The sequence below is a fragment of the Nocardioides sp. ChNu-153 genome (assembly GCF_030466625.1).
Classification (GTDB): domain Bacteria; phylum Actinomycetota; class Actinomycetes; order Propionibacteriales; family Nocardioidaceae; genus Nocardioides.
This window is the reverse complement of record NZ_JADEVT010000002.1, coordinates 145659-158346: the sequence shown is the minus strand read 5'-3', so window position 1 is coordinate 158346 and position 12688 is coordinate 145659. Positions and strand designations below refer to the sequence as shown.

The 12688-nt window shown below is 76.5% G+C and carries 14 protein-coding genes and 1 pseudogene; 3 read left to right on the top strand and 12 right to left on the bottom strand.

The genetic code is table 11. From position 1 onward, the window contains the following. Positions 1-11 precede the first annotated feature (11 nt). A pseudogene (locus INN71_RS04660) lies at positions 12-833 on the bottom strand (EamA family transporter); the annotation flags it as partial. Positions 834-907: 74 nt separating this feature from the next. On the opposite strand from INN71_RS04660, the gene INN71_RS04655 reads away from it, so the two are divergent. Further along, positions 908-1810 (top strand): LysR family transcriptional regulator, encoded by a 903-nt coding sequence (locus INN71_RS04655; protein WP_301799766.1) that lies wholly within the window; start codon positions 908-910, stop codon positions 1808-1810. Positions 1811-1846: 36 nt separating this feature from the next. Here INN71_RS04655 and INN71_RS04650 read toward each other — a convergent pair whose 3' ends face one another. After that, positions 1847-2848 (bottom strand): co-chaperone YbbN, encoded by a 1002-nt coding sequence (locus INN71_RS04650; RefSeq protein ID WP_301799765.1) that lies wholly within the window; start codon positions 2846-2848, stop codon positions 1847-1849. A gap of 67 nt (positions 2849-2915) precedes the next feature. Between INN71_RS04650 and INN71_RS04645 the strand changes: the two genes are divergently transcribed. Further along, entirely contained in the window at positions 2916-3992 is a 1077-nt protein-coding gene (locus tag INN71_RS04645; protein WP_301799764.1) for a serine/threonine-protein kinase, read from the top strand. Here INN71_RS04645 and INN71_RS04640 read toward each other — a convergent pair. The 6 genes from INN71_RS04640 to INN71_RS04615 form a co-directional block, all read right to left on the bottom strand. Further along, positions 3971-5284: a hypothetical protein gene (locus INN71_RS04640; protein WP_301799763.1), complete on the bottom strand. Its 1314-nt coding sequence runs from the start codon at positions 5282-5284 to the stop codon at positions 3971-3973. The genes INN71_RS04645 and INN71_RS04640 overlap by 22 nt on opposite strands. Continuing rightward, a complete protein-coding gene (locus tag INN71_RS04635; RefSeq protein WP_277501463.1) occupies positions 5284-5772 on the bottom strand; it encodes a MarR family winged helix-turn-helix transcriptional regulator in 489 nt (162 codons plus the stop codon). Before INN71_RS04635 ends, INN71_RS04640 begins: the two co-directional genes overlap by 1 nt. Position 5773: 1 nt before the next feature. Then, positions 5774-6280, bottom strand: coding sequence for a PH domain-containing protein (locus INN71_RS04630; RefSeq protein WP_277501464.1), 507 nt, complete (start codon positions 6278-6280; stop codon positions 5774-5776). A 47-nt stretch (positions 6281-6327) separates the two neighbouring features. After that, positions 6328-6498, bottom strand: a complete 171-nt coding sequence (locus INN71_RS04625; RefSeq protein ID WP_277501465.1) for a hypothetical protein — start codon at positions 6496-6498, stop codon at positions 6328-6330. A 101-nt stretch (positions 6499-6599) separates the two neighbouring features. Beyond that, positions 6600-7682, bottom strand: coding sequence for a methylmalonyl Co-A mutase-associated GTPase MeaB (gene meaB / locus INN71_RS04620; protein ID WP_301799762.1), 1083 nt, complete (start codon positions 7680-7682; stop codon positions 6600-6602). Further along, positions 7679-8866 (bottom strand): acetyl-CoA C-acetyltransferase, encoded by a 1188-nt coding sequence (locus INN71_RS04615; RefSeq protein WP_301799761.1) that lies wholly within the window; start codon positions 8864-8866, stop codon positions 7679-7681. Before INN71_RS04615 ends, meaB begins: the two co-directional genes overlap by 4 nt. Before the next feature lie 160 nt (positions 8867-9026). Here INN71_RS04615 and mce point away from each other — a divergent pair, with 160 nt between their 5' ends. Then, entirely contained in the window at positions 9027-9479 is a 453-nt protein-coding gene (mce, locus tag INN71_RS04610) for a methylmalonyl-CoA epimerase (RefSeq protein WP_301799760.1), read from the top strand. 9 nt (positions 9480-9488) lie between these two features. On the opposite strand, the gene INN71_RS04605 is transcribed toward mce, so the two are convergent. Genes INN71_RS04605 through INN71_RS04590 form a run of 4 tightly spaced genes read right to left on the bottom strand, consistent with a single transcriptional unit; the run spans position 9489 to position 12683 of the window. Next, complete coding sequence (locus INN71_RS04605) at positions 9489-10280, bottom strand: putative hydro-lyase (RefSeq protein WP_301799759.1); 792 nt, start codon at positions 10278-10280, stop codon at positions 9489-9491. Beyond that, positions 10280-11230: a biotin-dependent carboxyltransferase family protein gene (locus INN71_RS04600; protein WP_301799758.1), complete on the bottom strand. Its 951-nt coding sequence runs from the start codon at positions 11228-11230 to the stop codon at positions 10280-10282. The genes INN71_RS04605 and INN71_RS04600 overlap by 1 nt, the downstream gene beginning before the upstream one ends. Continuing rightward, positions 11227-11901, bottom strand: a complete 675-nt coding sequence (gene pxpB / locus INN71_RS04595) for a 5-oxoprolinase subunit PxpB (protein ID WP_301799757.1) — start codon at positions 11899-11901, stop codon at positions 11227-11229. The genes INN71_RS04600 and pxpB overlap by 4 nt, the downstream gene beginning before the upstream one ends. Beyond that, complete coding sequence (locus INN71_RS04590) at positions 11898-12683, bottom strand: LamB/YcsF family protein (RefSeq protein ID WP_277501474.1); 786 nt, start codon at positions 12681-12683, stop codon at positions 11898-11900. Before INN71_RS04590 ends, pxpB begins: the two co-directional genes overlap by 4 nt. Positions 12684-12688: the final 5 nt, after the last annotated feature.

The following is a 12688-nucleotide window of genomic DNA, read 5'->3' as shown; positions in this document are numbered from 1 at the left end:
ATCCCGGCCCCGACGAGCAGCACGAGGCCCCCGAGCGCCTCCGCCCCGTTGGGCCGCTCCCCCAGCAAGACCCACGCGGACGCCATCGCGACGACCGGCACCAGCAGGATCCACGGCACGACCTGCGCGGCGGCGTACCGGCCGAGCAGCGAGTTGAAGATGCCGTATCCGACCAGCGAGGCGAGGCCCGCGGTGTAGAGCGTCGAGACGACCGCCTCCCACCCGAGCCCGGCCAGCGCGGAGCCGACGACGCCGGGCCCGTCGAGCACGAGGGCCAGGCCGAGGGCCGGGACGGGTACGACGAGCCCCGACCACACGGTGAGGCCCAGGCCCCCGGTGATGCCCGAGGCACGGGCCGCCACGTTGCCCAGCGCCCAGGACAGGGCGCCGCCGAGGCACAGCAGGAGCGCGAGCAGCGGCGTCGTCGCCTCCCGGCCCACCGCCACCACCCCCAGGCCGGCGCACCCCAGCAGGACGCCCCCGAGCTGCCGCACCCCGGGCCGCTCGCCGAGCACGCCCGCCGCGACGACGATGGTCAGCAGCACCTGCGCCTGCAGCACGAGGGCCGCGAGACCGGGCGGCATCCCCGCGTGCAGCGAGGCGTAGAGGAGGCCGAACTGGCCGAGCGACATGAGCGCCCCGATGAGGGCGACGGTCCGCCACGGCGCCGCCGGGCGCGGCACGAGGAGGACGGCGGGGAACGCGACCACCACGAAGCGCACGGCGAGGAACACCAGGGGCGGCACGCCGGCCATGCCCCACTCGATGACGACGAAGTTGACGCCCCACACCAGGGCGACGACGAGGGCGAGGAGGGTGTCACGGCGGCTCACGGGACCCAGCCTGCCGCCGCACGACCGTGAAGCACCAGCGAACGATCGACAGCTCGACCATGTAGCGTCGCTGCATGATCGATCTCGCCGCCCTGGCGTCGCTGCGCGCCGTGGACCACCACGGCTCGGTCGTCGCGGCCGCCGACGCCCTCGGCTACACCCCCAGCGCCGTGTCCCAGCAGGTCAAGCGGCTCGAGCGGCAGGCGGGCCTCGACCTCCTGGAGCGCGTCGGGCGGGGCGTGGTGCTCACCCGCGCCGGTCGCCAGCTCGTGAGCGACGGGGCGGCCCTGCTGGCCGAGCTGGAGCGCATCGAGGCCGACCTGCACGCCGGGTCGGGTGCGGTGGTCGGACGGCTGCGGGTCACGGCCTTCTCGACCGCGGTGCGGGGCCTCGTGGCGCCGGCGGCCCGGGCGCTGCTCGACGCCCACCCGGGCCTGGTCCTGGCGCTGACCGAGGAGGAGCCGTGGGACACCGTCGACCTCGTGGCCCGGGGCCAGGTGGACGTGGGCGTCGCCCACTCGTGGGGCGACGTGCCGCTCGCGGTGCCCGAGCACGTCGCCACCCACGAGGTGGGGCGCGACGCCGCCGACGTCGTGCTGCCGGTCGACCACCCGCTGGCGGGCCGCGGGTCCGTCACCGCCGCGGCGCTGGTCGGCGAGCCGTGGATCGCGACCCCGCCGGGCACCATCTGCCGCGAGTGGCTGGAGCGCATGCACGACGGCACCGGGGCCCGGCCCCGCATCGCCCACCAGTCGCGGGAGTTCGACTCGCACCTCGCCCTCGTGGCCGCCGGGCTCGGCATCGCGCTCGTCCCCCGGCTCGGCCGGGCGGCGCTCGGCCCGGGGCTCACCACCCTGGAGGTGAGCGATCCGGAGCCGACGCGCAGCGTGCTCGCGCTGCACCGGCGTACCCAGGGGTCGTCGCCGGCCGTGGCCGCCACCCTCGCCGCGCTCGACGCGGCGTGGGCGGCGCGCTGAGGTCGCCCGGGACCGCCGCGTGAGCGGGAGCCGGGGTCAGAACAGCGCGGAGGCCAGCTGCTGGCGGGCGCGGGCGACCCGCGGGTCGGCGTTGCCGACCACGCCGAACAGCTCGACGAGGTGCCGGCGCACCCGCTCCTTGTCGTCACCCGCGCTGCGGCGCACGACCTCGACGAGACGGGCGAAGGCGTCGTCCACGTGCCCGCCGAGCACGTCGAGGTCGGCCACGAGGATCTGCGCGTCCACGTCGTCGGCCCGCTCGGCGGCCGCGGCGCGGGCGGCCTGCAGGTCGGCGCTCGCGGTGCGGCGCAGCAGCTGGGCACGGGCCAGCCCGGTCGCCGCCTCGGCGTCCGCGGGGTTCGCGGCCAGGAGCTTCTCGTACTCGGCGATCGCCCCGTCGTTGTCCCCGGCCTCCAGCGCCTCCTGGGCGGGCAGGTAGCGGGGGTCGAGGGGCGGCTCGCCGCCGTCCTCGTCCCCGGCGCCCTCGCCCGGCGCCGCGGCGAGCGGCTGGTGGCGCTGCGTGATGCCCTGGGCGGCGAGCTGCTGCACGACCTGGGTGAGCGCGGCGCGCAGCTCCTCGAGCGGCAGCACGTCCTGGAACAGCGGCATGGGCCGGCCGTCGAGCACGGCGACCACCAGCGGGATCGACGGGATCTGCATGGCCTGGGCGATCTGCGGCGTCGCGTCGATGTCGACGAGGCCCACGAGGAAGCGGCCCTCGAACTCGGCCGACAGGGCCGCCACGTCGTCGGCGAGCTGTCCGCTCTCCGGCATCCGCGACCGCGAGAAGAAGACGAGGAGAACGGCCGCCGTGCGCGACGCCTCGAGCACCGCCTGGAAGCCCTGCTCGTCGACGAGCGTCGCGTACGGCGAGGGCGCGCCGGCGGGGCCGCCCGCCGTACCACCCTCGGGACCAGCGGATCCGGGGCCTCCGGGGGCGCCCGGCCCGCCCGGCCCGCCCGGGGCGGGAGCGCCGGCGGGCCGCTTCAGCACCGACAGGTCGATGGCACCGGGACGGGAGAACGGTCGCTGCGTCATGCCCGTCATTGTGGCGGATCCGGCGGCACGGCGGGGTCGGGGGTCCGGCACGCCCTAGGGTGGCCGGGTGGGTGAGGTCTTCGCGGGGCGCTACGAGCTGCTCGAGCCGATCGGCATGGGGGGCATGGGGGCCGTGTGGACCGTGCTCGACCGCGCGGACGGCCGGGTGAAGGCCGCCAAGATCCTGCGCCAGTCCGACGCCGCCTCGCTGCTGCGCTTCGTGCGCGAGCAGTCGGTGCGGATCGCGCACGACCACGTGGTGACGCCGCAGTCGTGGGCCGGGATGGACGACCGCGTCCTCTTCACGATGCCCCTGGTGGCCGGGGGCTCCCTGGCCGACCTGCTGCGGGAGCGCGGCGCCCTGCCCCTCCCCTTCGTCGGCACCCTCCTCGACCAGCTGCTGGCCGCGCTGGAGGCCGTGCACGCCGCCGGGGTCGTGCACCGCGACGTGAAGCCCGCCAACCTCCTGCTCGAGGCGACCGGCGCCGGGCGCCCCCACCTGCGCCTGACCGACTTCGGCGTCGCCGTGCCGGTCGACGAGCCCCGCCTCACCCGGGGTCCGATGGCCATCGGGTCGCCCGGCTACATGGCGCCCGAGCAGTGGCAGGGCGCCGACCCCGACCCCCGCCAGGACCTCTACGCGGTGGGCCGCGTGGGCCTCGAGATGCTGACCGGTCGGCGGCCCTCGGGCGAGCAGGGCGTCCTCGCCGGGGCGCCCGAGCCGCCGGGCCCGGCGACGGCGCTGCGCGCGCTCCTGGAGCGGGCGGCGGCGACCGAGCCCCACGAGCGACCCGCCACCGCGACGGCCCTGCGCGCCGACCTGGCGGCGCTGCGGCTCGAGCACCTGCCGGCGGCCGGTCCCCCGGTGGTGGTGCCGCGGCGCCTGACGACGGCTCCGCCGCACGCCGCTCCCCCGCAGCACCGGGGCACGACCGTCGCGGGAGCCACCCGGTGGTCGGGGCACGAGGCCCCGACCCACGTCGGGGTCGGTACGGCGCGGCTGGCCCCGGGCGCGCCCGCCCCGACCCGCGTCGACCGACCGGTGGCCGCGGCGCCGCGGCGTTCCGCCGTACCGGCCGTGGTGCTGCTCGTGCTGGGGCTGCTGGCGACGGTGGCCGGCGCCTACCTGCTCCTGACCGCCTGACGACGGCCCCGGCGGCGCAGCAGCACCACGCCCCCGGCGAGGCTGCCGAGGCCGAGCGCGAGCAGCGCGCCGCCGGTCACGAGGCGCGCCACCGACGCGCCTGCGCCGTCGCCGGAGAGCGTGACCTCGTCGGAGAGCTGGTCCTCGCCGAGCAGGAACGCGGGCTCGGTGGCGTACGGCGGCCCCGCGGCGTCCGCCGGGCCCGCGACCGCCACGCGGAGGGTCACGGGCACCGGGTACGCCGTGGCCTCGCCCTCGTAGCCGGGGTCCGAGGTCACGACCACCACGTGGTCCCCCGGCAGGGAGGGCCCACCGGCCTCGTGGCGCTGCAGGTAGCCGACGGCCGGCAGCTCCGCGTAGGCCGTGGTGACGTCCGAGCCGAGGGTGGAGTCGACCGTCGTGGCGCGCTGGGCCAGCATCGGGTCGAGGATGCGCACCCCGAGCCCCGCGCCCGCCCCGGCCTCGTCGAGCGCGTCCTCGTCCAGCCCGTCCGCCACGGCCTCCACCGCCACGGACTGGCCCCAGCCGAGACGCACCCGGTAGGCGGTCTGGCCCCCGACCCGGACCGTGGCGCGCCAGATGCCGGTCGTCAGCACGGGCGCGGTCGTCACGTCCGTCGAGCCCTCCTGCGCGCGCGCCGCGCCGTCGACGTCCACCGGGCCGGGGTCGGGGTCCTCGGCGGGGGCGGGCAGGTCGTCGGTGTCGCGCACCGGTGCCTCCTCCACCACCCGCAGCCAGACCGACGACGACGTGTCGACCACGGGGGCGGAGCGCTCGACCGTGACGCGGACGGAGGTGGTCTCGGCGCAGGGCGCGGCCGACGGGTCCTCCTCGCGCGGGTCGCCCGGCCCGGCCGCGAGACCCAGCGTCAGCAGGCCGACGCCACCGCCGTCGTAGCGGACGACCGAGTCCGACGCGCAGGAGTCCCCGTCGGGCGCGCTGATCTCGAGGCGGAACCCGTCCGCCGCCCCCGGCGCCGAACCCGGGGTGGTCGCGGCGACGTGCACGGTGCTGCCCTCGACCTGCCGGCGGTAGGACAGGTGGAGCGCCTCGCCCGGCCCGTCGCTCGGCCCGAGCTCGGCACGGCTCCACCCGGCGGGCAGCGCGGCCGGGGCGCCCGGGTCGTCGGCGTCCAGGCGTGGGGCGTCCTCGGGCAGGGACAGCTGGGGCGCGCTCTTCTCGTCGGCTGCTCCCGCGGGTACGGCGGACGCCACTCCCAGCGCCGCGGCGGGCACGAGCAGGGCGACGGACAGTGCACGGGCCGCGCGGGGCCGAGGGCCGGGGCGGGCCATCAGAAGTCGCCCGCGTCGCGCCGCACGGGCGCCAGGAGCGCGGACACCGCGGCGTGCTGCTCCGCGTCGAGCGCCCCGAGCGCGAAGTCGGCGGCGAGGAGGTCGGCGGTCGCCCGCTCCACGAGCTCGCGTCCCTGCGGGGTGATCTCGGCGAGGACGGCGCGGCCGTCGTCGGGGTGCGGGCGGCGCTCGACGAGGCCGGCGGCGGCGAGGCGGTTGACGATCGAGGTGACCGAGGTGGGGTGCACCTGCAGCCGCTCCCCCATCTTGCCCAGCGGGAGCGAGCCGCGGGAGGAGAAGACGAGCAGGACGAGCGCCTCGTAGCGGGCGAACGTCAGCCCGTGCGGCTTGAGCAGGGCGTCGAGGCGGGCGATGACGAGCTGCTGCACCCGCATCAGCGAGGTGACGGCGTGCATGACCGCGCCACCCTCCCAGCGCAGCTCCCACTGGCGGCGGGCCTCGTCGATGGGGTCGAACGGGAGCGCCACGTCAGTTGACCTGGGGCCGGCCGCGGACGCCCGAGCGCTGCACGACGCGTTGGATGGACAGGTCGCGCTGGTCGGGGCGTCCGACGTACCGGATCTCGCGCAGGCCCTGGGCCTGGGCCGCGGACTCGAACACGAAGTGGCCGTAGCCGAGGACGCGCCCGACGAGCGGCTTCTTGACGGTGATGTCGAGGATCCGGGTCAGCGGCACGGTGGCGAGCTGCTGGGAGAACACGCCGTGCACGCGGTAGACGCGCATGTTGGTGACGACGAAGCGGTCCATGTGCACGACGAGGACCTTGTAGACGCCCCACGCCGCGACCACCCCGGCCAGCAGGATCGGGAACCAGCCCCAGTCGAGCGGGAGGAACGGCACGCTCGCCAGCAGCGCGAGGGCGAGCAGGCAGATGAGGACGGGCACCACGAAGGTCACCCAGTGGTGGCGCACCTCGTCGACGATGACCTCGCCCTCGTCGCGCAGCAGGTGCCGGGCGATGTCCGGGTCGGTCACCGCGGCGATCAGGCCCACGACGACCTCACGACGGGCTCACAGCGGGCTCAGGAGAGCTCGCCGACGAAGCGGATGACCGCGCGGAAGAAGGACACGAGCAGGTCCCACGCCTCACCGCCGCCGTCGCGGGCCGTGGCCGCCAGGCCGCTCGGGTCGGTGAACATCCAGAAGCCGAGGAACACGACGACGAGGAGCAGCACCACCTTCTTCGCGCTCACGTCGTTCCTCCAAGCCATGGACGTCGTTCCCGGACACAGACCGGCATGTTTCTACCAAGAGCCCCGCCCGGTTCGGCGCAGGCGCGCCCGGGCGGAGCGACTCACCCGTCGGTGGGCGTGCCGCCGACGCCGTCGGTCGCGGCCAGGAGTGCGTCGGCCGCTCCGTACGGGTCGCGCCTGCCCGCCACGACGTCGTCGGCGAGCACGTCGAGGTCCGGGCCCCCGGACCCCCGGCCGCCGCCGGCGATGCCCGCCCACGTACGGCGCAGGTGGGTCAGCGCGATGGCCTCCACCTCCTCGCGGGCGCGCCGGCGGCGCCGTACGGCGAGGTGCCCCGTCGTCGCGAGCCACGCGCGGTGCTCCTCGAGCCGGTCGACGACTTCGCTCACGCCCTCACCGCTCTGCGCGGTGGTGGCGAGGATGGGGGGACGCCACGCGTCGGCGGGACGGTCGGCGAGGTTCAGCATGCCGCGCAGCTCTCGGCGCACCTGGTCGGCGCCCCCGCGGTCGGCCTTGTTCACGACGTACAGGTCGCCGACCTCGAGGATGCCGGCCTTGGCGGCCTGGATGCCGTCGCCCATCCCCGGCGCCAGCAGCACGACGGTGGTGTCGGCGAGGCCGGCGACCTCGACCTCGCTCTGCCCGACGCCGACGGTCTCGACCAGCACCACGTCGAACCCGGCCGCGTCGAGCACCCGCAGCGCCTGCGGGGTGCTCCACGACAGCCCACCGAGGTGGCCGCGGGACGCCATCGAGCGGATGTAGACGTCCGCGTCGGTCGCGTGGTCGCCCATCCGGATGCGGTCGCCCAGCAGGGCCCCGCCCGAGAACGGCGAGGACGGGTCGACGGCCAGCACGCCGACGCGGCGCCCACGGGCGCGCAGCTCGGTGACGAGCGCGTTGGTGGAGGTCGACTTGCCCACGCCCGGCGAGCCCGTCACGCCGACCACGTGGGCGTGACCGGTGTGCGGGGCCAGCAGGGCCATCGCCTCCCGCAGGCGGGCGGCGCGGGCGTCCTCCCCGTCGGCGCGGGGGGCGCCGCCGGCGTCCTCGACCAGGGAGACGAGCCGCCCGACGGCACGCGGGTCACCCCCGCGCGCCGCCGCGACCAGGTCGGGGACCGACGCCGTGCGGCGCCGCCCCCGGGCCGGGGTCGCGGCGGTGCGCGGGGGTGCCTCGCTCACGCGGGGACGCGGATGATCAGGGCGTCGCCCTGGCCGCCGCCGCCGCACAGCGCGGCGGCGCCGGTGCCACCACCGCGGCGCTTGAGCTCGAGCGCGAGGTGCAGCACGATCCGGGCGCCCGACATGCCGACCGGGTGGCCCAGCGCGATGGCGCCGCCGTTGACGTTGACCTTGTCCTCGGAGACGCCGAGCTTGCGGGCGCTGGCGATGCCGACGGCGGCGAAGGCCTCGTTCATCTCGAACAGGTCGATGTCCTCCACCGAGATGCCCTCCTTCTCCACCGCCTTGAGGATGGCGTTGGCGGGCTGCTCCTGCAGCGTGGAGTCGGGGCCGGCAACCTGGCCGGACGCACCGATCTCGGCGATCCAGCTCAGGCCCAGCTCCTCGGCCTTGGCCTTGCTCATCACCACGACCGCGGCGGCGCCGTCGGAGATCTGCGAGGCCGAGCCGGCCGTGACCGTGCCGTCCTTGCTGAACGCCGGGCGCAGCTTCGCGAGGCTCTCGGGGGTGGTGTCGGCGCGCACGCCCTCGTCGGTGGAGACGACGACCGGGTCGCCCTTCCGCTGCGGGATCTCGACCGGCACGATCTCGTCGTCGAAGACGCCGTTCTTCTGCGCGGCCGCCGCGAGCTGGTGGCTGCGCGCCGCGAACGCGTCCTGCTCCTCGCGGGTCAGCTTCTCGGCCTCGCTGTTGCGGTCCTCGGTCAGCCCGCCCATCGGCTGGTTCGTGAACTGGTCGTAGAGCGCGTCGTACGCCATCGAGTCCACCAGCGCGGTGTCGCCGTACTTGAAGCCCGCGCGCGACTTCGGCAGCAGGTGCGGCGCCTGCGTCATCGACTCCATGCCGCCGGCCACGACGATCTCGTGCTCGCCGGCCCGGATCAGCTGGTCGGCCAGGGCGATGGCGTTGATCCCCGACAAGCACACCTTGTTGATGGTCAGCGCCGGCACGTCCATCGGGATGCCGCCCTTGACGGCCGCCTGGCGGGCCGCGATCTGGCCGGCACCGGCCTGGATCACCTGGCCCATGATCACGTACTCGACCTGGTCGCCGGAGACGCCGGCGCGCTCGAGCGCGCCCTTGATGGCGACGCCGCCCAGGTCGGCGCCGCTCAGCGACGTGAGGCCGCCGAGCAGGCGACCGATCGGGGTGCGGGCACCGGCGACGATGACGGAAGTGGTCATGGGACATGCCTCCAAGTTGGGGTTCGCTGCGTGAGAGAACGTGCCGCGCGGAGCGGTCGGAGGTCAAGGCTACCGACGGGTCACTTCGCGACCGGTCGCGGTGTCGCCGTCGTCACACTCCCCGCCGGGGCCGCGGTGCGGCGTACGTACGATGCGCCCCATGTCCGCACCCCTGGAGATCCCCGCGCACCTGTTCACCGCCATCGACCACGTCGGCATCGCCGTGGCCGACCTCGACGAGGCCATCGCCTTCTACGAGGGCACCTTCGGCATGAGGGTCGCCCACCAGGAGACGAACGAGGAGCAGGGCGTCCGCGAGGCCATGGTCGCCGTCGGCGACTCCGGCTCCTTCATCCAGCTGCTCGCCCCGCTGACCCCCGAGTCGACCATCGCCAAGTTCCTCGACCGCTCCGGGCCCGGCCTGCAGCAGCTCGCCTACCGCGTCGTCGACGTCGAGCAGGTCTCCGCGATCCTGCGGGAGCGCGGCGTGCGCCTGCTGTACGACGCGCCCCGCCGCGGCACGTCGGACTCGCGCATCAACTTCGTGCACCCCAAGGACGCCGGCGGCGTGCTCGTCGAGCTGGTGCAGCCGGCCGCCGGCGCGCACCACTGACGGGTCCGCTCACGCCAGCAGCAGGTCGGTGTCGCGGGCGTCGGTGACGAGCATGTGGCCGGGCGCGTGCGTGAGCGCGAGGCCCGGGCGCGACTCGACCACCGCCGCCTGCGGCGTCACCCCGCACGCCCAGAACACGGGCACCTCGCCCGGGCGGACCGTCACCGCGTCGCCGTAGTCGGGCCGGTCGAGGTCGGTGATCCCGAGCGCGGCGGGGTCACCCACGTGCACCGGCGCGCCGTGCACGCCGGGGTAGCGCCCGGTCACCCGCACCGCGTCCGCGACGCGGTCCGCGGGTACGGGCCGCATCGACACCACGAGGGGGCCCGACAAGGCACCGGCCGGCCGGCAGCGCCGCGTGGTGCGGTACATGGGCACGTTGACCCCCTCGCTCTGGTGCCGCACCTCGATCCCCGCCACCTGCAGCGCGTCCTCGAAGGTGAACGAGCAGCCGATGAGGAAGCTGACGAGGTCGTCGCGCCACCACCCCAGCAGGTCGGTGGGCTCCTCGACGAGCTCGCCGTCGCGGAAGACCCGGTACGCCGGCAGGTCGGTGCGCACGTCCCCGTCGAGCAGCGCGCCCGCCACCGCGCCGGGCTCGAGCACCTCGAGCAGCGGGCACGCGCGCGGGTTGCGCTGCGCGAACACGAGGAAGTCGTAGGCCTCCTCGCGCGGCAGCACCAGCAGGTTGGCCTGCGCCCAGCCGCGGCTCCACCCCGCGGTCGGCGTCACCAGTCCGGCGCGGAACCGCCGGCGGGCCTCGTGGGGGGTCAGCGACCCTCGGGTGGTGGCGTCGTCCATCAGGATCCTCCGGTCTCGTCGGTGCCGGCCCGCACCCAGCGGAACCGGACGGTCTCCCCGGGGCGCACCTGGGCGGCGCGGTCGACGTCGGCGTCGACGACGACACCGACGACGGGGTACCCGCCGGTGACGGGGTGGTCGGCCAGGAACAGCACGGGCTCGCCCGACGGCGGCACCTGCAGCGCGCCGCGGGTCGCGCCCTCGCTGGGCAGCGAGGCGTCGTGGTCGGCCGCGCGCAGCAGCCCCGCCGGGGCCTCGGTGCCCGGCTCGCCGCGCTCGAGGCGCATGCCGACGCGGTCGGTGCGCGACGACGCCCGCCACGCGCCGGTGGTCAGCACGCCTGCGTCGGCGACCCAGTCGTCGCGGGGCCCCCGCACGACGCGCAGCACCACGTCGCCCGGGTCGCTCCCGGGGGCCGGCGGCACGCCGTCGACGACCGGCTGCCCGGCGACCTCGTCGCCCACGGGCAGCACCGTGCCGGGCCGCAGCGGCGCCGGCCCGATCCCGGCGAGCACGTCGTGGCTGCGGGAACCCAGCACGGCCGGCACGTCGATCCCCCCGCGCACGGCGAGGTACGAGCGGAGGCCGCGGGTCGGCGTACCCACCGCGACCCGGTCCCCGGTGCGGGCCGCGACGAGGGCGCCGGGGCCGACCTCGCGGCCGGCGACGACGAGCGGAGCCGGGGCTCCGGTGAGGCAGAGCCACACGACCGCGCCGGGCGCGCCGGTGACCTCGAGCTCGAGACCCCCGAGGGTGACCTCGAGCGCGGCGGCTCCCGGGGCGTTGCCGAGCAGCCGGTTGGCCAGGGCGTGGGCGGCGCGGTCCGCGGCGCCGGAGCGGCCCACCCCGATGCCCGCCTGCCCGGGGCGACCGGTGTCCTCGACGTACGCCGGTCCCCCGACGCGGTGGACGAGCAGCGCGGGCCGTGCGGGGCGCGCGGGCGTGCTCACGTCGCCTCCGTGAAGCGCACCGCGGCCCCCGGGCGGAGCAGGGCGGGCGGCTCGCGATCGAGGTCCCACAGCACGAGGTCGGTGCGGCCCAGCAGCTGCCAGCCGCCGGGCGAGCTGCGGGGGTAGACGCCCGAGAACTCCCCCGCCAGGCCGACCGCGCCGGCGGGCACGCTGGTGCGGGGCTCGGAGCGCCGCGGCACGTGCAGGCGCGGGTCGCCACCGACGAGGTAGGCGAACCCCGGCGCGAACCCGCCGAAGGCCACGCGCCACGGCCGGCCGGTGTGGGCGGCCACCACCTCGCGCTCGCTCAGGCCGGTCAGGGCGGCGACCTCGGCAAGGTCGGGGCCGTCGTACACGACGGGGATCTCGATCGTGCCGGCGTCGAGAGCCGCCTCAGGCGCCCCCGTAGAGGCCCCCGCCTCGTCTCCCGCGCGGTCGCCCTGCTCGGCCGCGGTGCGCTCCGCCGCGGCCCGCACGGCGGCGACCGGCACGCCGGGGCGCGCGACGAGCAGCACGGTGCGCGCGGCCGGGACCACCTCGGCGACCGGACCCTCGGGACCGGTCGCGCCCGCCACGGCGAGCGCGTCGACGAGCCGGACCACCGCCGGGGTGTCCTCCACCTCGACGAGGACCGCGCGGTCGCCGTACGGCAGGAGGCGGGCGGTGCTCACACGAAGGCCCCGAGCCGGACGCCGGCGTCCTCCAGGCCGGTGCGCACCGCACGGGCCATCGCGACGGCCCCGGGCGAGTCGCCGTGCACGCACACCGAGTCCGCGGTCACCGCGACGCTCGAGCCGTCCACCGCGACGAGCGTGCCCTCGGTGACGAGACGGACCATGCGGGCCGCGACCTCCGCGGGGTCGTGGAGGACGGCGCCGGGCTCGCGGCGGGACACGAGCGTGCCCTCGGGGGTGTAGGCGCGGTCCGCGAACGCCTCCCGCACGGTGCGCAGGCCGGCGGCGTCCGCGAGGCGGAGCAGGGCCGAGCTCGGCAGGCCGAGCACCGGCAGCGACGGATCGAGGTCCAGGACCGCGTCGACCACCGCCCGGGCCTGCTCCTCGTGGTGCACGACGGCGTTGTAGAGCGCGCCGTGCGGCTTGACGTAGGCGACGCGGCCGCCCTCCGCGCGGGCCAGCGCGTCGAGCGCCCCGGCCTGGTACAGCACGTCGTCGGCGAGGTGCCGCGGTTCGACGTCGATGAATCGGCGGCCGAAGCCGGCCAGGTCGCGGTAGCCGACCTGGGCGCCGATCGCGACGCCCCCGGCCACCGCCAGCCGGCACGTGGTGCGCAGCGTCGTCGGGTCCCCGGCGTGGAAGCCGCAGGCGACGTTGGCGCTCGTCACCAGGCCCAGGACGGCTTCGTCGTCGCCGAGCTCCCAGCGGCCGAAGGACTCGCCGACGTCGCTGTTGAGGTCGACCGTGGTCCCGTTCCCGATCGGGTCCGTCACTGCCATCCCGT

Excerpts from the sequence above, each read along its gene's own strand:
- INN71_RS04655 (WP_301799766.1), top strand. The coding sequence starts at position 908 with ATGATCGATCTCGCCGCCCTGGCGTCGCTGCGCGCCGTGGACCACCAC.
- INN71_RS04650 (WP_301799765.1), bottom strand. The coding sequence starts at position 2,848 with ATGACGCAGCGACCGTTCTCCCGTCCCGGTGCCATCGACCTGTCGGTG.
- INN71_RS04640 (WP_301799763.1), bottom strand. The coding sequence starts at position 5,284 with ATGGCCCGCCCCGGCCCTCGGCCCCGCGCGGCCCGTGCACTGTCCGTC.
- INN71_RS04615 (WP_301799761.1), bottom strand. The coding sequence starts at position 8,866 with ATGACCACTTCCGTCATCGTCGCCGGTGCCCGCACCCCGATCGGTCGC.
- mce (WP_301799760.1), top strand. The coding sequence starts at position 9,027 with ATGTCCGCACCCCTGGAGATCCCCGCGCACCTGTTCACCGCCATCGAC.
- INN71_RS04605 (WP_301799759.1), bottom strand. The coding sequence starts at position 10,280 with ATGGACGACGCCACCACCCGAGGGTCGCTGACCCCCCACGAGGCCCGC.
- INN71_RS04590 (WP_277501474.1), bottom strand. The coding sequence starts at position 12,683 with ATGGCAGTGACGGACCCGATCGGGAACGGGACCACGGTCGACCTCAAC.